At 56.3% G+C, this 20634-nt stretch carries 22 protein-coding genes and 1 other RNA gene; 11 read left to right on the top strand and 12 right to left on the bottom strand.

Going from position 1 to position 20634, the window contains the following annotated elements:
• Positions 1-7: 7 nt before the first annotated feature.
• From Z948_RS0103485 to Z948_RS0103475, 3 genes are read left to right on the top strand one after another with little or no spacing between them, the layout of a single operon-like run.
• Positions 8-1222, top strand: coding sequence for a TolC family protein (locus Z948_RS0103485; RefSeq protein WP_245604546.1), 1215 nt, complete (start codon positions 8-10; stop codon positions 1220-1222).
• On the top strand, positions 1219-3444 hold the full coding sequence (locus tag Z948_RS0103480; RefSeq protein WP_025058186.1) for an ATP-binding cassette domain-containing protein: 2226 nt from the start codon (positions 1219-1221) through the stop codon (positions 3442-3444). The genes Z948_RS0103485 and Z948_RS0103480 overlap by 4 nt, the downstream gene beginning before the upstream one ends.
• The gene (locus tag Z948_RS0103475) at positions 3441-4619 is read left to right on the top strand and encodes an HlyD family type I secretion periplasmic adaptor subunit (RefSeq protein WP_025058185.1); all 1179 of its coding nucleotides are present in this window, start codon (positions 3441-3443) and stop codon (positions 4617-4619) included. The genes Z948_RS0103480 and Z948_RS0103475 overlap by 4 nt, the downstream gene beginning before the upstream one ends.
• Positions 4620-4714: 95 nt before the next feature.
• Here the strand turns inward: Z948_RS0103475 and dtd are convergent, their stop codons facing one another.
• The 9 genes from dtd to Z948_RS17785 all read right to left on the bottom strand — a co-directional run bounded on the left by dtd (position 4715) and on the right by Z948_RS17785 (position 13762).
• Positions 4715-5158: a D-aminoacyl-tRNA deacylase gene (gene dtd, locus Z948_RS0103470; protein ID WP_025058184.1), complete on the bottom strand. Its 444-nt coding sequence runs from the start codon at positions 5156-5158 to the stop codon at positions 4715-4717.
• Positions 5155-5832 carry a nitroreductase gene (locus Z948_RS0103465; protein WP_025058183.1) on the bottom strand — a complete coding sequence of 226 codons (678 nt, stop codon included), beginning with the start codon at positions 5830-5832 and terminating at the stop codon, positions 5155-5157. The genes dtd and Z948_RS0103465 overlap by 4 nt, the downstream gene beginning before the upstream one ends.
• Positions 5833-5835: 3 nt before the next feature.
• Positions 5836-6945 carry a TFIIB-type zinc finger domain-containing protein gene (locus tag Z948_RS0103460; protein WP_025058182.1) on the bottom strand — a complete coding sequence of 370 codons (1110 nt, stop codon included), beginning with the start codon at positions 6943-6945 and terminating at the stop codon, positions 5836-5838.
• A gap of 105 nt (positions 6946-7050) precedes the next feature.
• Positions 7051-8160: an SPFH domain-containing protein gene (locus Z948_RS0103455; protein WP_025058181.1), complete on the bottom strand. Its 1110-nt coding sequence runs from the start codon at positions 8158-8160 to the stop codon at positions 7051-7053.
• A gap of 143 nt (positions 8161-8303) precedes the next feature.
• Positions 8304-9275, bottom strand: a complete 972-nt coding sequence (locus tag Z948_RS0103450) for a DUF2927 domain-containing protein (RefSeq protein ID WP_025058180.1) — start codon at positions 9273-9275, stop codon at positions 8304-8306.
• A gap of 2 nt (positions 9276-9277) precedes the next feature.
• Entirely contained in the window at positions 9278-10462 is a 1185-nt protein-coding gene (locus tag Z948_RS0103445) for a toxic anion resistance protein (protein ID WP_025058179.1), read from the bottom strand.
• Between the two features lie 28 nt (positions 10463-10490).
• Complete coding sequence (locus Z948_RS0103440) at positions 10491-11381, bottom strand: 5-bromo-4-chloroindolyl phosphate hydrolysis family protein (RefSeq protein WP_025058178.1); 891 nt, start codon at positions 11379-11381, stop codon at positions 10491-10493.
• A gap of 161 nt (positions 11382-11542) precedes the next feature.
• Entirely contained in the window at positions 11543-12361 is an 819-nt protein-coding gene (locus Z948_RS0103435; protein ID WP_025058177.1) for a TerC family protein, read from the bottom strand.
• Between the two features lie 339 nt (positions 12362-12700).
• Positions 12701-13762, bottom strand: a complete 1062-nt coding sequence (locus Z948_RS17785; RefSeq protein WP_025058176.1) for a pseudouridine synthase — start codon at positions 13760-13762, stop codon at positions 12701-12703.
• 63 nt (positions 13763-13825) lie between these two features.
• Between Z948_RS17785 and Z948_RS0103420 the strand changes: the two genes are divergently transcribed.
• The 8 genes from Z948_RS0103420 to Z948_RS0103390 all read left to right on the top strand — a co-directional run bounded on the left by Z948_RS0103420 (position 13826) and on the right by Z948_RS0103390 (position 19104).
• Positions 13826-14278 (top strand): nucleoside deaminase, encoded by a 453-nt coding sequence (locus Z948_RS0103420; RefSeq protein WP_025058175.1) that lies wholly within the window; start codon positions 13826-13828, stop codon positions 14276-14278.
• 227 nt (positions 14279-14505) lie between these two features.
• Positions 14506-14793 carry an Asp-tRNA(Asn)/Glu-tRNA(Gln) amidotransferase subunit GatC gene (gatC, locus tag Z948_RS0103415; RefSeq protein WP_025058174.1) on the top strand — a complete coding sequence of 96 codons (288 nt, stop codon included), beginning with the start codon at positions 14506-14508 and terminating at the stop codon, positions 14791-14793.
• A complete protein-coding gene (gene gatA, locus Z948_RS0103410; protein ID WP_025058173.1) occupies positions 14793-16283 on the top strand; it encodes an Asp-tRNA(Asn)/Glu-tRNA(Gln) amidotransferase subunit GatA in 1491 nt (496 codons plus the stop codon). Before gatC ends, gatA begins: the two co-directional genes overlap by 1 nt.
• A gap of 20 nt (positions 16284-16303) precedes the next feature.
• Positions 16304-17074, top strand: coding sequence for a hypothetical protein (locus Z948_RS0103405; protein ID WP_342665838.1), 771 nt, complete (start codon positions 16304-16306; stop codon positions 17072-17074).
• Positions 17074-17721: an N-acetylmuramoyl-L-alanine amidase gene (locus Z948_RS17780; protein WP_037951672.1), complete on the top strand. Its 648-nt coding sequence runs from the start codon at positions 17074-17076 to the stop codon at positions 17719-17721. The genes Z948_RS0103405 and Z948_RS17780 overlap by 1 nt, the downstream gene beginning before the upstream one ends.
• A gap of 61 nt (positions 17722-17782) precedes the next feature.
• An RNA gene (gene rnpB / locus Z948_RS18580) (RNase P RNA component class A) lies at positions 17783-18191 on the top strand.
• Between the two features lie 150 nt (positions 18192-18341).
• Positions 18342-18509 (top strand): 50S ribosomal protein L33, encoded by a 168-nt coding sequence (gene rpmG / locus Z948_RS0103395; RefSeq protein WP_007119221.1) that lies wholly within the window; start codon positions 18342-18344, stop codon positions 18507-18509.
• A gap of 73 nt (positions 18510-18582) precedes the next feature.
• Complete coding sequence (locus tag Z948_RS0103390; protein ID WP_025058171.1) at positions 18583-19104, top strand: P-loop NTPase family protein; 522 nt, start codon at positions 18583-18585, stop codon at positions 19102-19104.
• On the opposite strand, the gene Z948_RS0103385 is transcribed toward Z948_RS0103390, so the two are convergent.
• From Z948_RS0103385 to Z948_RS18685, 3 genes are all read right to left on the bottom strand, one after another.
• Complete coding sequence (locus Z948_RS0103385) at positions 19101-19409, bottom strand: DUF1272 domain-containing protein (RefSeq protein ID WP_025058170.1); 309 nt, start codon at positions 19407-19409, stop codon at positions 19101-19103. The genes Z948_RS0103390 and Z948_RS0103385 overlap by 4 nt on opposite strands.
• 68 nt (positions 19410-19477) lie before the next feature.
• Positions 19478-20254 carry a Bax inhibitor-1/YccA family protein gene (locus Z948_RS0103380; protein WP_025058169.1) on the bottom strand — a complete coding sequence of 259 codons (777 nt, stop codon included), beginning with the start codon at positions 20252-20254 and terminating at the stop codon, positions 19478-19480.
• Between the two features lie 106 nt (positions 20255-20360).
• Positions 20361-20603, bottom strand: a complete 243-nt coding sequence (locus Z948_RS18685) for a DUF1127 domain-containing protein (RefSeq protein WP_169736154.1) — start codon at positions 20601-20603, stop codon at positions 20361-20363.
• Positions 20604-20634 lie beyond the last annotated feature (31 nt).

Here is a 20634-nt window from a genome sequence, read left to right as displayed (position 1 = left end):
AGTAGCGATGCAAGCTACAACGTCCAACACGGCAACTGCAAAACCAACACATACCGAAAAGTTAAACGCACAAAGCGAAATTATTCAGGGGTTGATCGCCCGCCGTTCGGTTCTGCCATCGGGTGGACCCTACAGCAGTGTGGCAACAGCGGTTTTGGCCGCGAACTCGCGCAGCGCTGAAAGCGATCTGCGCGCTGCGCAGTTACGGGCGCGCGCTGCATCAAAAAACTGGCTCCCCCAGATCGGGCCAAGCATCAGCTTGACCTCTCTTGGATCGGTGGTTGCCAATCTGGTTGTTGATCAGGTGTTGTTCGACAATGGCCGCAAAAAGGGCGAGCGCGAATTTGCGGTAGCAGATGTGGAAGTCGCCGCTGTTGCTTTAGCTACCGACACAAACGAACGCGTTCGCACAGGGTTGGACCTATATATCAACGCTGTTGAAGCCCGCGAAAAACATGTGCTTGCCAGCAAAAACGCAAAAGACATCGGCCACTTTGAGTGGATCATGCAGAAACGGGTCGAAGGCGGCGTCTCTGACAGTTCCGATCTTCATGTTCTGCGTCAGAAGCTGATGGAAATTCAGGCAACGCAATCCGCAGCATCAGAGACGGCTAACACGTCAATTGCCGAGTTGAACGCCATGTCTGTTGGCGACCTCAGCAACATCCGCGGGACGTCTAATCTACCTGTTCGTGCGAATATCGCCCAGCCGCTTAGTGTTACACTGGCCGAAGCAGAGAAAATCCGCGCCATTGCCGCTGCAAAAGTTGACCGCGCCGATCAGCTCCCTGGCCTGAGTGCCAGTGGTAACGTGGGCGAAGACAGCACCTTTGGTCTCAAAATCGATTCCGATAACCTGTTGGGCATCGGAACACGGGATAATCTGAAAGCGATCGAAGCGACAAAAGAGGCCGCAGGCCGCCGTGTTTCGCAAGCCAATGAGGATGCGAACCGCCAACTGCGCAAATATGAAGGCCAGATTGCTTCCAAAGAACGCCAAGCAGCAGAAGCCGCTGGGCTAACCGCTCAGGCGAAACGAAACCTCGATTTGTTTCAGGCCCAGTATGACGCGGGGCAACGGCAGGTGATGGATGTGGTGGGGGTGTATGAAACCTTTGCCCGCCAGCAAGAAGCAGAAATCACATTGAAATATGAAGCGATCCGTTTGCGCGTGGCCATGGCCGAGCTCTTGGGCGTATTAGCGGATGGATCAGCGATATGAGCAAGCCTTTTACCCTCACGATCATCAACGGAAACGCTGCACGCTTGAAAGCGGAAGACGTTGCCGAGGTGGAAACGCCTGAAGCAAACAACACCTCAACCTTCGAGGACAAGATCCGCGCGCGTGGGGCATTGATTGCAACATACGCAAGCGTATTGGGCAGCGAAGTTTCCCAAGCTGACCTATCTGATGCATTGGTGCGTCGGCTAAAGCCAGAAGCAACCGAGCAAGACGAAGCGCAGATTATCGCAACTTTGCTACGCCGGAACGGGCTGACAGCAGAATTGATCCGCAGCGAAACCCTAGAGGATCAGGCCTTTCCATCGCTGGTCTATATGACCTCTGGCCAGTTGTTGCTGGTGATGGGGCGCGACCGCGATGATCTGGTTGTATATGATGTAACCTGTCCAGATAACCGCGCCTTGGTTCCAGCTGCGGATTTTGTACCGTTCTTTTCCGGTTTGACCCTGCGCGCGCAGATGCCCATCGAAAAGGTCGCCGAGGTTCACAAGACAGCGGAAAAGCCAAAGCATTGGTTCTGGGGGCAATTCGGCCGCTTCCGCCGCCAGTTGGCCGAAGTTGCCTTGGGCTCTTTCGTTGCCAACCTATTGGCCGTGGCTGTCGCGTTGTTTTCCTTGCAGGTTTATGACCGTGTGATCCCCCACCAATCCGAAGCCACCCTTTGGGTGCTTGCAGCTGGTGCTGTTCTGGCTTTGCTAATGGAAGCCTTTATCAAAATTGCCCGCGCGCAGTTGATGGACGGGGCAGGGCGCCAGATCGAGCTTTCGGTTCTTGAACTTCTTATGAACCGTATTCTGGGGATGCGCAGCGACAAGCGCCCTCAGGCACCTTCTGATCTGTTTTCTTCTATGCGTGAATTCGGCTCGGTTCGCGAGTTTTTCACCGCGTCGACGATTGGCACCATTGCGGACATTCCGTTCATCTTTGTTTTCCTCGCGCTGGTAGCATCCATCGCTGGTAACGTGGTGTGGGTTTTGGTGCTGGGCGGCATCCTGATGGTCGTGCCTGGGTTCTTTATGCAAAAGCGCATGATCCGTCTGACCCAAGAAACCCAAGGCGCAACAGCGAAATCATCGCGTTTACTGCACGAAGCGATTTTTGAGCTCGACACCGTCAAAACCCAACGCGGTGAAGACCGTGTTCAGCGCCTATGGTCAGAACTGACAACCCTTTCTGCGGTGAAGTCATCCGAGCAACGCAAGCTGGCATCCGCCCTGACATTCTGGAGCCAAGGCGTGCAGCAAGGCACATATGTTGCTGCCGTAATCATGGGGACCTATTTGGTTTTCGCGGGACACTTCACCGTTGGGTCGATTATTGCGACCGGCATCCTGACCTCTCGCACATTGGCGCCGCTGACACAGTTGGCTGGTACAATGGCCCGTTGGGGCAATGTGAAATCCGCACTGGACGGGTTGGAACATATCGCCACCTCCGAACAGGATTCCGAGGAAGACCGCCACTATATGCGGCGCGACCACCTAGCAGGCAACTTTGAGCTGCGCGATGTCACTTTCCGCTACATGGAAGAAGGCGCGCCAACGCTGGACCTGCCGGGGATCAACATTCTTCCAGGTCAACGGATTGCGATCCTCGGGGCGAATGGCTCTGGCAAGTCCTCCTTGCTGAAAGTGCTGAGCGGCCTTTACGCACCAACAACGGGCCGTGTTTTGATTGACGGCACAGAGATGACCCAGATTGAGCCGCGCGACCTGCGCCGCCTGATCGGCTATTTGGGCCAAGACGTGCGTCTGTTCTCGGGCACATTGCGCGATAACCTCAACCTGACAATGCTGGAGCGCGACGATGCGCGTTTGATGCAGTCTTTGGATTTTGCAGGGCTGGGTGAGTTTGTTCGCAACCATCCAAAGGGTCTGGATCTAGAGATTTTGGACGCAGGTGCGGGCCTGTCCATTGGTCAACGTCAGTCTATCGGCTGGGCGCGCCTGTGGCTGCAAGACCCAAAGATTTGTCTGCTGGATGAGCCAACCGCCGCGCTGGACCAAAAGCTAGAGCAGGGGTTGGTCAAACGGTTAGAGACATGGATGGCGGGGCGTACCGCGATTATCGCAACACACCGCGCGCCAATTCTGGCGCTGACAACGCGGACGATCATTTTGTCGAACGGACGGATGAGCATCGATGGCCCTCGTGATGAGGTCATGGCGCATCTGACTGCCATCAAGGGAGATGCAGCATGAGCGTAGCCATGGACAACCATATTGATCGTCAAATGCGCGGGCCCTCCCTTGTTGTTTGGCTCAGCGCGGCAACGGTTATCGTTTTTCTCATCTGGGCATTCTTTGCATGGGTGGATGAGATCGTGCGCGCCGAAGGTTCGATGATTTCCAGCTCGCGCCCACAGATCATTCAAAACCTTGAAGGTGGCATTCTTTCCCAGCTTTCGGTTGGGGAAGGGGATATTGTCGATGCGGGTGACATTCTGGCCCGTTTGCACAACACACAGTTCCAATCCTCGGTGGATGACCTTCAGGATCAGATCAGCGCGTTTGAAATCCGGCGTCTGCGCCTAGAGGCCGAGATTGATGGCGATTATCAATTTGACGTTCCCGAGCAATGGCGCGTGCGCACGCCAAGCATGGTTGCCTCAGAGGCCGCATTGCTGCAGGCGCGCCAGTCAGATTACGTGACATCGGTTGAGGGTGCAAAACAGGTGCTGGTCGAAGCGCAACGCGAGCGGGACCTGATGAACGGCTTGTTGAAGAACAAAATCGTCTCCCTGATCGAAGCGACCCGCGCACGCAAAGCCTTTGCAGATGCCAAAATCAAATACGACGATGTCGTCACCAGCACCGAGTTGGAACGCGCACAGGAATATTCTGACGTTCTGAAAGAGCTGGCAACCCTGCGCCAGAACCTAAAGGCCAGCACCGACCAGTTGGATCGCACGATCCTGCGCAGCCCAATGCGCGGCATTGTGAACAACCTTAGCGTTACCACAATCGGCGGCGTTGTCCGCCCGGGTGAAGAGATTTTGCAGATCATCCCACTGGATGAAGAGCTATTTGTCGAGGCACGGGTCAAGCCGGAAGATATCGCAGGTGTTCGTCGCGGTCAGGCGGCAACGGTGAAGTTATCGGCCTATGATTACACAATCTACGGCACCTTGCAGGGTGAGGTGAAACTGATCTCGGCGGATACATTCAAGGACGAGCGCGCGCGTGACCCAGATGGCGACCCCCATTACAAGGTGACACTGGCAGTGGACACTGAAAACCTGACCCAGCGCCAATCCGAGCTGGAAATTCGCCCGGGTATGCAAGCGAGCGTCGAGCTGCACACAGGGTCTAAGACAGTCCTGCAATACTTGCTCAAACCTTTGTATAAATCCAAAGAAGCCTTCCGCGAGCCGTGATCCGATCGAGCGCTTGCGCGCAAGACATGTTTTAAGTTGCACAAAATGCGGGCCCGCGCGGTCCGCATTTTGCGTTTTAGCCTGACGTGACGGGCTTAGCTTTCAGTGTCGAGCCAAATGGTGACCGGCCCGTCATTGGTGAGGGCAACGGACATATCGGCGCCAAACTTGCCTGTTTCAACGGGGATGTTCAGATCCCGCAACGCGCTGGCAAATTGAAGGTACAAAGTTTCGGCCATGTCCGGTTTCGCTGCCCCCGAAAACCCCGGGCGGTTGCCGCGAGATGTATCTGCCGCAAGGGTAAACTGGCTCACCACCAAGGCCGTGCCGCCGGTTTGTGCAAGGCTGAGGTTCATTTTCCCTGCCTCGTCTTTGAACAGCCGCAGTTTGGAAATTTTCAGCGCAAGCTGTTTGACGGTGTCGAAATCATCGTCAGGCATTGCACAGACGAGGATAAGCAGGCCTGCGTCGATCTCGCCTATGATTGCTTCATTCACGGTGACGCTTGCGTTTGTAACGCGCTGGATGAGGGCTCTCATGTGTCGTGCCAGTTGATGATTTGATCGGGTTCGGCACGGGGCGTGCGGAACTGGTTTTCAGGCGCATCATTATCGGCATAGCCCAGCGAGATGGCGCATAGGATCTGGCGGTCGTCGCCAAAGCCAAGGTGATCGCGCAAAAGAGGGGCATAGGCGGCGACTGCTGCCTGTGGGATGGTCGCAATGCCCATCGCCGTTGCTGCCAAGGTAAAGGCCGTTACAAAGCCACCTGAGTCCATAGCGCCATAAGGGCCCAGCTCGGCGGGGGAGTGGATGATGGCGACATGTGGCGCGTCAAAGAAGCTGTAGTTGCGCAGCATCTGTGCAGCGCGACCTGCGCGGTCGGATTTGTCGATACCTGCGGCCTTGTACAGTTGTAATCCGCACGCACGTCTTCGCTCTCCATAAGCGCCAAGGTATTTTGTAGGCCACTCTAGGTCCGGCTCTGGGGGCGTTCCCTTTTGAGCTGTTTCATATAGTTTTTTGCGCAATCGGTCTGTCCCCGCGCCGCGGGTGATTTCAACCTGCCAAGGCTGTGCATTGCACCACGAGGGGACATGGCGCGCTGTTTGCACGATGCGCGTCAGGTCTGCATCGGGGATAGGATCAGGTCGAAAGGCGCGGCAGGAATAGCGATCTTTCATTACTTGAGTGAGCGTATTGATCGCGTCCATATTTTATCCGTTCTGAGCGTAAAGGTAGCCAAGGATCGCCGCGGTGATCAGGCCAAGGATCACTGCAATTGTGATTTTGATGGCGGAGTAGGGGCGCTCACCCTGCACACGCCCTGTACGGCCATTGACGACAAAGCGATAGGTTTTGCCGCGGTATTTATATGCGGCCAGCCAAACAGGAAGCAGAATATGTTTAAAGGTCATATCGCTTAGGTCGACATCCATCGAGTGGATACGCTGGCGGTCTCCGCCTATGTCGAACTTGATGTCGCGGCGGATCATCGCATCCATTTTGGCCTGTGCTTCCTCAAAACCCTCATCAAGGGCAACAGTATAGCCTTCGGCGCGAAACCCAGCGAGGTATTCAGGCGCATAGGGTTCGAGAGCGGCCAGATCCCAAGGTTCCAACGCATCAGTGAACCGTTTGGGGAGCGAGCGGGACCCGAGAACCAAAACATCATCAAAGAAACGCGCAACCCGCCCCGAGACGCCCCGCCAACGCACTTTGGCAACGCGAACCTGTTGCCGCTTTCCGTCCCGCATAACGGTTCGTGTTTCGTAATAGACGGTGCCACGTTCACCAGAATAGCGTGTGTCGGATTGCGCATCATAGGTCCAGTAGGGAACATAGATGCCGTCCATCTTGCGCCCTTTGCGGGCATAGGCCTGCAAGCCGTTTGGGGCAAACCACAGACGACCTAGCCAGTCTTTCATGGCGTCCCGTGCGGTTTCTTCGGGCAGGGCAAAGGGCAACACGGCGCGCGGTTTTATGTGACGGTGAACGCCCGTGTCCACCACAACAGGGGTCGCACAAAACGGGCATTCTGCAGATTGACTGTTGGCGTCAAACTCAACCTGTGCGGCGCAGTTCGGGCATTGGCTGACGCGGGTTTCTTCCATCTCAGCGGTGTCGAGCGTCTGGGACAGGCCGCTTTTTAGGTCAAGTTCAGCAATCGCGCGGGATTGCGTCCAGACGGTGCCAATTGGTTCAACGTTACCGCAGTGGTCACATTTTAACTCGCCCGATTGCGGGTCATATCGCAGGTCGCTGCCACAGGTGTCACAGGGAAACCTATGCTCTTGTAGAACGCTATCTAGATGGATGTCGGGCAAGGGGGCGGGCCTTTAGGTTTAACGGAAATCCGTTCTCAATCTGAAACGTTGCTAAATTTGTTCGCTAAAGCGGGCCCAGCCTAGACAGGCTAGACCCGATATCAATCAGCCAGCTGGCGGTGGTGGAGGCGAGACCGTGAACAGCTGTGCAAGCTCGATCACATCCTCAGCGTGTTTCCAACCGTCCTGACCGGGTGTCCAGACATAGGTTTCACGGGTGAGGGTGCCCTCAGTAACCATCCGGCCCATTTTGGCCTTGGAAAACGGGCCTGTCGTTTCGCCGTTGGCGGCGATGTGCCATACATGTTCCACTGGCGGAGGCGGAGGGGCTATTGGAGCTGCCTGAGGGGCTGGTTGTGCGCCCCATGGCCCACCCTGAGCGGCCTGCGCACCGATCTGCATGCCTAACCCAGCGCCAAGGCCAGCCTGAATAGCTGCGGCACCAGCGCCGTCACGGCCCAACCCTTCGGCGGCTTGGAACTGCATGTATTCGTTCAGGTTGCCGATCACCCCCATGGACGAGCGTTTGTCCAACACCTCCTCAACTGCCGGCGGCAGCGAGATGTTTTCGATATAAAGTTCAGGGATCGCCAAGCCATATTCAGACAGCTGTGCCGCAATTTCGCTGGCGACCAGTTTGCCCAATTCACGGGTGTTTGCGGCCATATCAAGCACGGGGATTTGCGCCCGTGCGATGGTGCGAGAAAACTCTTGAACGATGATGTTACGGATCTGATAGCTGATCTCGTCCATGGTGAATTCACCATCGGTGCCGACGATTTCGCGCAGGAATACCGCAGGATCGGCAACTCGGACGGAATAGGTGCCATAGGCGCGCAGGCGCACGGGGCCAAATTCGGGATCACGCACGATGATCGGGTTTTTTGTGCCCCATTTCAGATCGTTAAACCGCGTGGTGTTGACGTAGTAGATTTCCGATTTGAACGGCGATTTAAACCCGTGGTCCCAATGCTGAAGCGTGGTCAGGATCGGCATGTTGTTGGTTTCCAACATGTACAAACCGGGGGTGAAGACATCGGCCAATTGGCCCTCGTGAACAAATACCGCCGCTTGCCCTTCGCGGACTGTCAGCTTGGCCCCGTATTTGATTTCATGCGCTTCGCGCTCAAAGCGCCAGACAAGGGTGTCTCGGGTGTCGTCGGTCCAGTGGATGACGTCGATGAATTCACCAGAGAGAAAATCGAAAATGCCCATGGAGTATCCTTTAGGGTTGTTTGCGTCATAGTTTATGCGCCGTGCAGCAGCTTATCAAGAAACAGCTGGTGCGCTTTGCGCGCGACCCCATTGAGGGGGACGGGGATAAATGAACCTTGGTTGGTACAATAATGCGCTAGCCATCAAACTGGGCCACGCGTTACGATTTCCGAAGCGATTTTTTGCACGATCGGGCGCGCTTGGCTGGCGTTCATGCCCGTTTTCAAGCGGGGATCGTAAAGCATTTGCAACAATTTTTCGTCGTGGCTGGTCAAAAGGGCGAACTCATCGTCATCGTTAAAGATCGAGGGGCGGGCATTGGGGCTATCATTGGCCAGCCCCATGCCTTGGGCCAGTTCTTCGTGGATGCAAGATAGCCTTAGCAAGCTGGGGTTTTCAGAACGGATCACAGCCAAGGCTGCGGTATAGGTGTTGGCTCCGGCGCCTGCTGCATAGGCGGCTACAACACAATAGGTATCGCGGGGCAAATTATTGAGCGGCGTCAGGCTGGAGGCCGAAATGCCAGGAACGCGCGCAGCAGCTTGGGCCAAGGCCTCGCCGCGATCATCTTCACTGGCGATTACCACGATAAAGTTGGCATTACGGCTCATGCTCACGGGGTGGCCCGTGACGCGGTTTAGACGCGCGGCATAGCTGCTGACATTGCCTAGATCGGTTTTGCGCTGCGAGGGGGGGACGCTGTCTCCGAAAATGACGTCCATGCGAATAGGGGCTGCCCAGCGGCGCAAGGGGCTGGCGCCACCACGGCCTGTAAAGCTGCCGTTATATTCATTGAAAAGGGCGATTTGCTCAAAATTTCGGGCAAGCATTGTGTCGGTGTAGGGCGTATCGACCCCGCCGCCGTCACGGCGCAACAATCCTTGGCTCAGCTGGGCGCCTTGCACCTGATTAAGATAGCTGCGCAACAGCGCGCTGGCCTCTGAGGTGGGGCGCGCCACCCTTGGCGGCGCTGTGACCTGTGGTGGTTTGGGGGTGTTGGGGCGCGCGATAGGTTTCGCAACCGGCTCAACCGGTGTTGGAACCTCGGTGCAGGCGGACAGCCCCAAGGCCACAAGGCCCAAAGCTGCCCCCCAAAATGCGCGCACCCGCGACACGATCAGGTATTTACCGTATCGCCCAGACCGGTCTTGGTGGCCTTGGCAGAGGCAAGCGTATCGCGCAGCTTGGCTTCCATTTCTTTGAGCTCTTTTTCAGCAGAGGCGCGTTTTGCCTTACCTTCATCTGCAATTTGCAGGCTCTCTTCGATGGTGCCAATCAGGTCGGCATTGGCTGCTTTGACCGCTTCGATATCGAACACACCGCGTTCCATTTCTTCGCGGATGATCTTGTTGCTGTCGCGCAGGTTTTTCGCGTTGGATGTCAGCAGCTCATTCGTCAGATCGTTGGCTTCGCGCACGGCGGCGGCGGCTTCGGCAGAGCGTTGGATGGTGACGGCCTGTGCCAGCTGCGTTTCCCACAGCGGAACGGTGTTCACGAGGGTCGAGTTAATCTTGGTCACGAGGCTCTTGTCGTTTTCCTGAACCAAACGGATCGAGGGCAGGGATTGCATCGTGACCTGACGGGTCAGTTTCAGGTCGTGAACGCGGCGTTCCAGATCATCGCGTGCGGCGCGCAGATCGCGCAGCTCTTGGGCAACCATCACCTGATCTTCTTCGGCTGCGGCCTGAACATCAGCCTCTTTGGCTGGGATCACAGTTGCGTCCAGTTCGGCCAGCTTGGCCTCACCCGCTGCGATGTAAAGCGCGAGTTCATCATAAAACTGAAGCGTCTTTTCATAGAGCATATCCAGCGATTTGATGTCTTTCAGCAGCGTGTGTTCGTGGCTCAGCAGGTTGTCTGTGATCTTGTCGATCTGGCCCTGAACCTTTTCAAACTTCGCAGTGAATTTCGCAAACGGCGCGGCGCGGCCGATCAGTTTTTCCCACCAGCTGCGCTCGCGGCGCACGTCCAGTTCGGAAACAGAAAAGCCGCGAATGGTGGTGACGATTCCGCGCAGGCTGTCGCCCGCTGGTCCAACGTCTTTGTTGCGCACATCCTGCAACATCGCCTGCGAGATTTCCTGAAGCTCGGCTTGAGCGGCAGAGCCAAAGCTGATGATGGATTGTGTATCCGCCATGTCCAGCTCTTCCATACGAGAGCGGATTTCGGCGCTTTGTGGTGCGTCAGCTTGCTCCAAGGTAACAACAGCATTTGCATCGGTTGGTTCTGGCAGGATTACTGCGGTCACTTCCTCAACCATGGCGAGGGATTGAGCAGCTTTTTCGCGGACATTCTCAGACATTATATATTCCTTGTTACTGTGGCGCGGATTAATCCAAACGCACGCCTTCGCGTGACAGCCGCTCGCGCAGCACATCGATTTCTACATTCAGGTCGCCGCGATCTTCGAGCAGCGATTTACGGTTACGGGCGGCAAAGTTCTTTTCGAGGTCATCGAGAAGAGCCAGATAATCTGTACGGGCTTGGGCGTCTTGCGTGCGCGAATAGATATCCGCGAACTTGGACGTGGCATCGCGCGCGCCCTTTAAATAAACGCCAAGGTATTTGCGCGCAGCGGTTAGGTCGCGCGGGTCTTCTTCGACGGTGCGGATTAATTCGCGCGCCGTATCTTGGAAATCTTCCAAACGGGCAACGGATTGGCGATCACCTGCACGCAGGATGGTTTCGCTCATCGTTGATAGGTGCTTTTCAGCTTCATCAACAACACGCGCGACGCGGTCCTGTTGGAAGGTGTCGATGCCGTCCATCCCTTTGTTGCGCAAGGGGTCCAACCCAAAGGCGGCAATGTGCAAGCCCGAAGCGATGACGCCAAACAGGATCGGCGACAGGATATCAACACCGTCGGAATGGGCGATAACGGCCAAAGCCGTGCCAATCCCGCTCAGGGCTGCCGCCATGATCTTGCGGGGCATGGCAGGGCGGCGCGCGACCTTGCGTTCGTTATATGCTGCTTCGGCGCGGATGCCGCTGCGCAACAACCACGCAGCGAGGGTAAGCGATAGGGCACCCAATATCGCGGCGGTAAAGGCGATTGCGCCGCTGCCAAAATTGGTCGCGATCAGAACGATGGCGGGAACAAACAACACATTTGCCCGCCCGCCAACAGGGTCCACATCAATACGGCGGCTGCGTGGGCGGTTTTCACCGCTCACGACTTGACCACCATCAGGGCTATATTTGCCGCCAAATTGCTTTGCCATGCTTATAGCCCCCCGATCCAGCCAGAGCTTACGCCAAAGAGTAACACGATCAGTGCGACATAGGCGGTTTTTTGAAATGCTCTAGGTCCCATAGACCCTCCGGATAATCGATGCGTTTAGAATTGCTGCTATCATTAACATAACAGCCCGATAGGCGGTTTCTAGTGCTTCTGCCCTGTGCGGCGTTCTGCATTCAATTTGCGGGTATAGCCCGATTGAATGATCTCAACCGCAACCAATACCAACACGCTGAAATAGAAGGTGGTTTTGGACATCGGGATGACTTCGTAGCCAAAGAATTTCAGGGCAAGCGACGGATCATGCATCGCGTGGGATGCCGCCTGACCGGCTTCGCCCAGCAAAACAATGCCGACGATCAACAGGATGAACAGGCCCAAAACCTCGTACATGCGGTTCGCCTCTAGGAATTGGGTAACGCGCTCGGCCAGTAGAAGCATTGCGAGGCCGGAAAGGATGATGGCGGTTGCGAGGATCACAAACACATCTGTAATCGCAAGGGCGGACAAGACCGAGTCAAACGAGAAGATCAGGTTCATCAAAACAATCAGCCCAACAACCTTGGCAGCTGATTTGCCAGATTTGCTGCCGAGGTCCGTATTGAGGTGTTCAATGGCCAACATGTGGCTGATCTCTTTTACGGCGGTGTACATGATGAATGCCCCCCCGATGATAAAGACCAAAGTGGCAAAGTTCACACCCCCCGTTAGCACGCCTTCCCAATTCAGGATAAAGAACGGCTCGGCCATCGCATCAATCGCTTTGATCATCACAAACAGCAGAACAATGCGCAGCGCAACGGCAAGGATGATTCCCCATTTGCGCACAGCCGCCTGTTGGGCAACGGGCGCGCGCTGGCTCTCGATCGAGATATACAGCAAGTTATCAAAGCCTAGAACAGCCTGCAAAAAGCATAGCATGATTAGGTTGCCCAGATTTTCAAATGTCAGCAGGTCGGCCATGGAGATTCCTTCGTGTCAATAAATTGCTGCTTTATACTGTCCCTTTACCTCAGGGATGTTTCAATGTGAATTCAGCCACAGGGGGAAAGCAGCGCAAAAAATTCCCTATCTCTGGTTAACAGTTGGTTGTTTGCTTGCTCTTGGGGGCCGTTCGGGAAGGGTGATAATGCAATGCAACAAAGAAAACTGACAGACCAACGCAAACCCAAAAGGCTGAAAAGCGTTGCCTCAAAAAACCGCAAACGCATGCGATTCCTTTTAGGAGCCTTAGCCTGTGTCGGGGTTTTTGCCTTGATTACCCGCCTATCATAGGGCTGCGGATAGTCCTATTTTTCTAACCTATTTCTGGCGCGGCGTTTTAGGCGAGGCCGAACCGCGCGATTTACTGGCAGAGCTGCTGAATTTGCGTGGTTTTGACGCGGTTGCGCCGCGGGGCGGTGATTTGCCTTCCGCACGGCGCGCGGCCTCTCGGGTCGCTTTGTCGGGGCGGCTGGGCTTGTAGCCTTTTCCGCGTTTTGGCCGTGCTGTTTCCACTTCCTCTGGCGGCTTGGGGCGCCCTGGTCTGCCTGGGCCACCGAACTCACCCTTAAAGGGTGTTTTGCGTTTAAAGCTGCGCTTAACCTGTGTCGGGGCAGAAGGAGGGGCGCCCAACAGTTTTTCCGCATCCGCACCCAGTTGATCCCGCAAAACCTTGCGGCGCACTTCTTCTACAGACCCCGGTTTCAGATCGCCGAGCTGGAAAGGTCCATAGCTGACGCGCAACAAGCGGTTCACACTAAGCCCGATTTCATCCATTGCACGGCGGATTTCGCGGTTTTTCCCCTCGCGCAGTCCAACAGTGAGCCACGCATTCGCGCCTTGCTGGCGGTCCAAAACCACTTCCATCGGCTGGAACGGTTCACCATCTGCGATGATTCCTTTGCGCAGCGGCTCCAGATCTTCGTCCGTGGGGCGCCCATTCACGCGTACGCGGTAACGGCGCAACCATCCGGTTGAGGGCAGCTCGAGCAAGCGTTTCACGCCACCATCATTGGTCAGCAGCAACAACCCTTCGGAATTTAGATCAAGGCGTCCAATGCTCATCACGCGCGGCAGATCGTCTGGCAATGTGTCATAGATCGTCTGGCGACCCTTTTCATCGCTGTCCGATGTCACCAGCCCTGTGGGTTTGTGATAGAGCCACATCCGCGCGGGTTCGGCAGGGCCAACGGGTTTGCCATCAACGCTGATGCGATCCGCTTCGGTCACGTTCAGCGCGGGCGAGGTGATGACCTGCCCGTTGACCGAAACGCGGCCAGCTTCAATCATCCGCTCGGCCTCACGCCGGCTGGCTACACCAGCCCGTGATAACGTCTTTGCGATGCGGTCGCCCTTTGGCGCAGAGGAGGGAGTATCATTCATAACAAGAGCCATAGCGTAACCGCCCCCCTTGCGAAAGGGAGGGTTTTAACCCCATTTAGACCCATGGCCTTTACGTCGTTTATGGATACCGCTCTGAAAGAGGCCCGCGCAGCAGCTGCGCGGGGGGAAGTGCCTGTGGGGGCTGTCATTGTTTGCCCAAAGGGCAAAGTCATAGCACAAGAGGGCAATCGCACCCGCGAAACCAACGATCCAACAGCCCACGCCGAAATATTGGCCATTCGCGCCGCCTGTGAAAAGCTGAACAGCGAACGGCTGATCGGTTGCGATCTCTATGTCACCCTAGAGCCATGCCCGATGTGCGCTGGTGCTATTGCTCATGCGCGGATCGAACGCCTGTATTATGGCGCGTCAGACCCGAAATCAGGCGGCGTAGCACTGGGGCCACGGGTGTTTTCACATTCACAATGCCACCACGTACCCGAAGTGTATGACGGGATCGCGGAGCAAGAAGCGGCGATTTTGCTCAAAGAATTTTTCGGCGCCAAGCGAGGCTAATTGGCGGCTTAGACGTTACCCTTTTTTGCGGCTCACAAATGGAATGAGCTGTCCACCCTCGGGCTCTCCCTGTGATGCGCTGGTAATGCCACCTGTTTGACCCGTGGATCGCGTATGGCGCGGGCAGGGGGTAAAAATTCACAGGCAGTCTGCCGCTTGGCCGCCTGTGTGACTTGCGGCAGCGGCGCGAGGGGGGTACAGGACAAATAAGTAGATGAGGAAAACCTATGTCGATTGATGAAAGCACCGCCGCGCGGGTTGCAAAACTGGCCCGTATCAAAGTTGAACCTGAAGCTCTGCCCGAGCTGGCACAGGAATTTAACACGATTCTCGGCTTCATCGAACAATTGGGCGAAGTGGATATCGAAGGGGTCGAACCTATGACCTCGGTAACACCGCAGCGTTTGAAACGCCGCGAGGATGTAGTTGCAGATGGCGAACAGCAGGAAGCGATTTTGAAAAATGCGCCAGATGCGCGTGAAGGGTTCTTTGCTGTGCCGAAGGTGGTTGAATAATGACTGAACTGAACAAACTTGGCCTTGCCGAAGCACGTGATGCCCTGCGCAAAGGTGAAACAACCTCAAAAGAGCTGACCGAAGCCTGCCTGAAGGCGATTGAAGGTGCGGGGGCGTTGAACGCTTTTGTCCACCAGACGCCCGAAATTGCGATGGAGCGCGCAGCCGCGGCTGACGAACGCCTTAAGGGCAACGATGATGCGCCCGCAATGTGCGGCCTGCCAATCGGCATGAAAGATCTGTTCTGCACCAAAGGTGTGCCTTCCCAAGCAGGGTCGCGCATTCTGGAGGGGTTCAAGCCCGAATACGAATCTACCGTGAGCCAAAACTTGGCTGACGCGGGTGCTGTTATGTTGGGCAAGCTCAACATGGATGAATTCGCGATGGGGTCATCTAACGAGACATCGACATACGGCAACGCGGTTAGCCCGTGGCGTCGTGGGAACGAAGAAACACCGCTCACACCGGGTGGCTCGTCCGGTGGGTCTGCGGCTGCGGTTGCGGCTGATCTATGCCTTGCGGCAACGGGGACGGATACGGGCGGTTCCATCCGCCAGCCAGCGGCGTTTACGGGTACGGTTGGGATCAAACCAACCTATGGCCGTTGTTCCCGCTGGGGCGTTGTGGCCTTTGCCTCTTCGCTGGATCAGGCGGGGCCGATGACCAAATCCGTGCGCGACGCGGCGATCATGCTCGAAGCGATGGCCAGCTATGATCCAAAAGACAGCACCAGCATGGATCTGCCAGTGCCGAATTTTGAGGCGGCCCTGACAGGCGATATTCGCGGCAAAAAGATCGGTATCCCAAAAGAATACCACATGGACGGCATGCCCGCCGAGATCGAAAAGCTCTGGGCGGATGGCACAGCCATGCTGAAAGACGCAGGCGCCGAGATTGTCGAAATCTCTCTGCCGCACACCAAATACGCATTGCCAGCCTATTACGTGATCGCCCCAGCCGAGGCTTCTTCGAACCTCGCGCGCTATGATGGTGTGCGGTATGGCCACCGCGCCAAGCTGGACGCAGGGGACGGCATCACCGAGATGTACGAAAAAACCCGCGCCGAGGGCTTTGGCTCTGAGGTGCAGCGCCGCGTGATGGTTGGGACATATGTTTTGTCCGCAGGTTTCTACGATGCCTACTATAACCGTGCCCGCCGTGTACGTGCGTTGATCAAGAAAGACTTTGACGACGTGTTCGCAGCAGGCATCGACAGCATCCTGACGCCAGCAACACCGTCAGCGGCCTTTGGCCTTGGTGAAATGACGGATGCAGACCCGATCAAAATGTATCTAAACGATGTTTTCACCGTCACGGTGAACCTCGCTGGCCTTCCCGGGATCGCGGTACCAACAGGGACTGACAGTCAGGGTTTGCCCTTGGGTCTCCAGTTGATCGGCCGCCCGTGGGAGGAAGCCGATTTGCTATCTTCCGCCTATGCGCTTGAACAAGCGGCAGGTTTTGTAGCCAAACCAAACAAATGGTGGTAAACGGCGCCAATGCGTAACAGATGATGCAGGCTTTTGAGATGATGAGTGTTCGATTTGTGCTAGGGGCATGTGCCTTGGCTGCTGTGGCGGCCTGTCAACCGGCAGCGCCTGAGGATAGCCGTTTTGGCGTTGGGTTTGACCAAACATTCGACGCACAGCGCGCCAATCGCGATGTTGCGCTGACAACGGGCCAGCAAACCGTCCCAGCCGCACCAGGTGTAAGTGCACGAAGTCTGCCTGCGACAGGGTCCGCGGCTGATACGGCAGCTCAGACCACTGCAATCCTTGCGCAAACGGGCCAGCCCGCTGACGCAGAGCGTCTGGCCGCTGCTGCGGCAAATTCAGGCGTGCCACCTGTTGAGGCAAGCCCGTCCAACCCGCCGCCAGCGGTGGTTAACAGCGCGACTGGCATCAGTCAGGAAAACAGCTTTGACGCTGTTACAGGCCAGCGCAGCATCGAAAGCGATGCCGCGCGCATCGCTGCCAACCGCGCACAATATCAGGTGATCCAGCCCCAAGCCCTGCCTGAGCGGTCTGAAACGGGCCCGAACATCGTGGCCTATGCTTTGGCCAGCTCGCATCCCGTTGGCACCAAACTGTATAAGCGGAGCCGCTTTAACGCGACGAAGAAATTTGAACGCAGCTGTGGGAAATTCCCGCACCTCGATCAGGCGCAGTCAGAGTTTTTGGCCGCAGGTGGTCCCCAGAAAGACCGTAACGGTATGGACCCTGATGGGGATGGCTATGCCTGTTCATGGGATCCATCGGTTTACCGCACTTTGGGCAACTAATGCCCCAAACAGATGTGGTCTTTCGGCAATCTCCGAATTGCGGACCGCGCAGGGACGGGCTGCAACCGAAGCTGATCGTCATACATTACACCGCAATGGACAGCGCCGAGGCCGCGATTGAACGGCTGTGCGACCCTGTTGCCGAAGTCTCGGCGCATTACCTGATTGACCCACAAGGAACCGTCACCCAGATGGTCCAAGAGGACCTGCGCGCATGGCACGCAGGCGCGGGTGAGTGGCAGGGCGAGGACGACATCAATTCGCGTTCTATCGGGATTGAATTGGACAATCGCGGCAATCACCCGTTTGCTGCTGCGCAGATGGACGCGCTTGAGGTGCTGATCAAAGGGATCATGCAGCGGTGGCATATTGGTCCCGAAGGGGTCATCGGCCACTCCGACATGGCTCCGGGGCGAAAAAGCGACCCTGGTGCCCATTTTGACTGGCTTCGGCTAGAGCGCCTTGGACTGGCTGCCCCAGCCCAGCAACGCGAGGTTGGCGCGTTGGATGAAGGGGCCTTTCGTTTGGCGGCCAAAGAGGCGGGATTTAGTGCCGAGGCTCCTTTTGGGGATCTGCTCACCAGCACCCGCTTGCGTCGCGCGCCTTGGCGCAGGGGGCCACTATGCCGCGCAGACTTTGTCCTTTGACCAGCTTTGCGCAAACCCGCCATTGACCCCAACCCCATCAACCGCGTAAATCCCGCCTTGCGCGGAGGGCTGGATGGCTGCTGTGTCATCTTCGGGTGACAGGGAGGAAAGTCCGGACTCCAATAAGAGACGGTGCCGGGTAACGCCCGGGCGGGGTAACCCGACGGAAAGCGCCACAGAAAATAAACCGCCCTTCCTGCGGGAAGGGTAAGGGTGAAACGGTGGGGTAAGAGCCCACCGCGCGGCTGGTAACAGCAGCGGCAAGGCAAGCCCCACTGGGAGCAACGCCAAATAGGGACCGCGTGCCGCGTTTGTCTTCGGGCAACCGGCGGAGCTTCTTATGCTCCAGCAGGTCCGGGTTGGCGGCTGTAGCTGTGTCGGCAACGACATGGTCAGAGGAATGGTCATCTATGATGAGGCGTGCAAACGTTTCATCGGGACAAAATCCGGCTTATAGGCCCTCCGCGCAAATATCCGCTTTCCAAGAGTGAAAATTTCGCCCTCCAAGGGCCCCTAATTGCAATACGGGGTTGACTCAGGCGGTTGCGAAGGTAGAAGCCGATGAACACAGATTACGCGCGCGCGCCAAATGGGCGTGCCGCTGCACAGGAGAAGATAAAATGGCTAAGCCAACCACGATCAAGATCCGTCTGAACTCGTCCGCGGGCACAGGCCACTTCTACGTAACCAAAAAGAACGCACGCACCATGACCGAAAAAATGGTCATCAAAAAATACGACCCCGTTGCGCGCAAGCACGTTGAATACAAAGAAGGCAAGATCAAGTAAGATCGCCATTCTTTGATGCAGTTAAAGCCGCGCAGTTTGCGCGGCTTTTTGCGTTTTTGGGGGAGGGGTTTCTGTGAGACGTATCATGATCGTGGGAAGCGGGGGCGCTGGAAAGTCGACTTTGGCGCTACAGATTGGCGCGAAAACTGGTCTGCCTGTATTTCATCTGGATCAGATTTTCTGGATGCCCAATTGGGCCCAAAGACCAGAGGCGGAAAAACTGGCGCGCGTTGCTGAAATAGAAGCAAAAGACAGTTGGGTGATTGAAGGCGTGATATCCGAAACCTTCCCCAACCGAATGGCGCGTTGCGATATGCTGATCTGGCTCGATCTGCCCCTTTCGCTCCGCCTGTGGCGGGTGATACGCCGCACGTTTCACTACAGAGGGCGTTCGCGCCCCGATATGCCCGTTGATTGCGTGCAGCGGTTTGACGCAAAGACGATGTCCTTCCTCAAATTCCTCTGGCAAGACCACCGCGCCGCGCAGCAGCGGATGGTTGATAGCATTTCGGCACATGGCCAAGGGGTGAAGCTTTACCACTTGCAAAGCCTGCGCGAGGTACGTGCCTTTGTGCAGGGGTTTGAGGCGCTTTAGCGATCTTCTGGCGTGATATGTCTGCGTTTCGCGACAAAGGCGCTGATGTCCGCTGTGGTCCACTTTAGCTTGCGCCGTTTGATGCCTGCTGGGTGGTGGCGCAGGCCAGTGCCGTCACGGTGGGCCGTTTTGGGCCTGATGGGGCGGGGGACAAAACCACCTCCACAGTTCGGACAAACATTATGCAAAACCGTTTCGACGCAGTCAGCGCAAAAGGTGCACTCATAGGTACAGATACGCGCATCTGCGCTCTCTGGCGGCAGGTCACGATCACACATCTCGCAGTTTGGTCTTAGCTCTAGCATCGGTCTCTCCCATGAAAAAAAGCCGCCCCCGAAGGAGCGGCTTTGATTGTCGTGCAATGTGGCGGCGATTACTCGCGGCTGCCGAACAGCTGCAGCAACATCATGAACATGTTGATAAAGTTCAGATACAGGCTCAGCGCGCCCATGATGGCGGATTTGCCCAACCATTCCGTATCGCCGTGCTGTGCGTGCGCGATGTAGTCGGTTTTGATACGCTGCGTGTCATAAGCTGTAAGGCCAGCAAAGATCAGCACACCGATCGCAGAGATCGCAAAAACCAACGCAGGGTTCGGGAAGAACATGCTGACGATGGAGGCAACGATCAGACCAATCACACCCATGATCAAGAAGCTACCCCAACCGGAGATGTCCTTTTTCGTGGTGTAGCCCCAGAGGGACAGGCCAGCAAAAGCGATGGAAGTGACCAAGAAAACCTGAATGATCGAAACGCCCGTGAACACAAGGAAGATCGAGCTCATCGACAGGCCCATCACAAAGGCGAATACGTAGAACATCATCTGCGCAGCAGCAGCCGAGATGCGGTTAATCGCGGCACCAAAGCCAAAGACAAACAAAAGCGGCGCAAACATGATTAGGTATTTCAGCGGGGAAGCATAAAGAGCCTGACCCAAACCGGTTAGATACTGCCCCTCACGCAATGCCATGGTGGCACCTGCTGGGTCAGATGTAACTGCAAGGCCAGCAATGGCCCATGCGGCTGCAAAAGTAATCAGCATACCTACGGACATTGTACCGTAAACTTTGCTCATGTGGGCGCGCAGGCCTTCATCAATCGCGGCTGTGCGGCTGCCGGCACTTGTCCGGATTGTATTCACGTCTGCCATTTAAAACTCCTAAAACTGGTCACCCAAAGGTTTTGGGCGGGGACACGTGCAATATCGTGTCACACCGCCCTGATTTCAAGGTTTTTCACTGGGGTTTTGCCTTTGATTAGCACTTCCAAGAGGCTGGCGCGTCCCAAATCGGGCGAGAGGCTTCGACATGGGCCTCGTTTGCGCATAGCCCGACGTCTCTGAGCTGCTCTTGGGATAATGAGGCCAGCGCACGGCGGCTGCGCCATAACGCAAGGGCGGAATTTAGCGAAAGACGGGGACGGTGTGAATTTTGAACGGGGCTTGAGAGGGCGATACGCATGTCATTCTCCAATTTCTGTGATGTGTTTCTCTGTTTCATTTCGATGCTTGATATATGGCGCATCTTCATT

This window comes from Sulfitobacter donghicola DSW-25 = KCTC 12864 = JCM 14565 (assembly GCF_000622405.1).
Taxonomy (GTDB): Bacteria; Pseudomonadota; Alphaproteobacteria; order Rhodobacterales; family Rhodobacteraceae; genus Sulfitobacter; species Sulfitobacter donghicola.
The sequence above is the reverse complement of the archived record's forward strand: the minus strand, read 5'-3'. Positions and strand labels throughout refer to the sequence as shown.

Excerpts from the sequence above, each read along its gene's own strand:
- Z948_RS0103485 (WP_245604546.1), top strand. The coding sequence starts at position 8 with ATGCAAGCTACAACGTCCAACACGGCAACTGCAAAACCAACACATACC.
- Z948_RS0103480 (WP_025058186.1), top strand. The coding sequence starts at position 1,219 with ATGAGCAAGCCTTTTACCCTCACGATCATCAACGGAAACGCTGCACGC.
- Z948_RS0103475 (WP_025058185.1), top strand. The coding sequence starts at position 3,441 with ATGAGCGTAGCCATGGACAACCATATTGATCGTCAAATGCGCGGGCCC.
- dtd (WP_025058184.1), bottom strand. The coding sequence starts at position 5,158 with ATGAGAGCCCTCATCCAGCGCGTTACAAACGCAAGCGTCACCGTGAAT.
- Z948_RS0103465 (WP_025058183.1), bottom strand. The coding sequence starts at position 5,832 with ATGGACGCGATCAATACGCTCACTCAAGTAATGAAAGATCGCTATTCC.
- Z948_RS0103455 (WP_025058181.1), bottom strand. The coding sequence starts at position 8,160 with ATGGGCATTTTCGATTTTCTCTCTGGTGAATTCATCGACGTCATCCAC.
- Z948_RS0103445 (WP_025058179.1), bottom strand. The coding sequence starts at position 10,462 with ATGTCTGAGAATGTCCGCGAAAAAGCTGCTCAATCCCTCGCCATGGTT.
- Z948_RS0103440 (WP_025058178.1), bottom strand. The coding sequence starts at position 11,381 with ATGGCAAAGCAATTTGGCGGCAAATATAGCCCTGATGGTGGTCAAGTC.
- Z948_RS0103435 (WP_025058177.1), bottom strand. The coding sequence starts at position 12,361 with ATGGCCGACCTGCTGACATTTGAAAATCTGGGCAACCTAATCATGCTA.
- Z948_RS17785 (WP_025058176.1), bottom strand. The coding sequence starts at position 13,762 with ATGAATGATACTCCCTCCTCTGCGCCAAAGGGCGACCGCATCGCAAAG.
- Z948_RS0103420 (WP_025058175.1), top strand. The coding sequence starts at position 13,826 with ATGGCCTTTACGTCGTTTATGGATACCGCTCTGAAAGAGGCCCGCGCA.
- gatC (WP_025058174.1), top strand. The coding sequence starts at position 14,506 with ATGTCGATTGATGAAAGCACCGCCGCGCGGGTTGCAAAACTGGCCCGT.
- gatA (WP_025058173.1), top strand. The coding sequence starts at position 14,793 with ATGACTGAACTGAACAAACTTGGCCTTGCCGAAGCACGTGATGCCCTG.
- Z948_RS0103405 (WP_342665838.1), top strand. The coding sequence starts at position 16,304 with ATGATGCAGGCTTTTGAGATGATGAGTGTTCGATTTGTGCTAGGGGCA.
- Z948_RS17780 (WP_037951672.1), top strand. The coding sequence starts at position 17,074 with ATGCCCCAAACAGATGTGGTCTTTCGGCAATCTCCGAATTGCGGACCG.
- rpmG (WP_007119221.1), top strand. The coding sequence starts at position 18,342 with ATGGCTAAGCCAACCACGATCAAGATCCGTCTGAACTCGTCCGCGGGC.
- Z948_RS0103385 (WP_025058170.1), bottom strand. The coding sequence starts at position 19,409 with ATGCTAGAGCTAAGACCAAACTGCGAGATGTGTGATCGTGACCTGCCG.
- Z948_RS0103380 (WP_025058169.1), bottom strand. The coding sequence starts at position 20,254 with ATGGCAGACGTGAATACAATCCGGACAAGTGCCGGCAGCCGCACAGCC.
- Z948_RS18685 (WP_169736154.1), bottom strand. The coding sequence starts at position 20,603 with ATGAAACAGAGAAACACATCACAGAAATTGGAGAATGACATGCGTATC.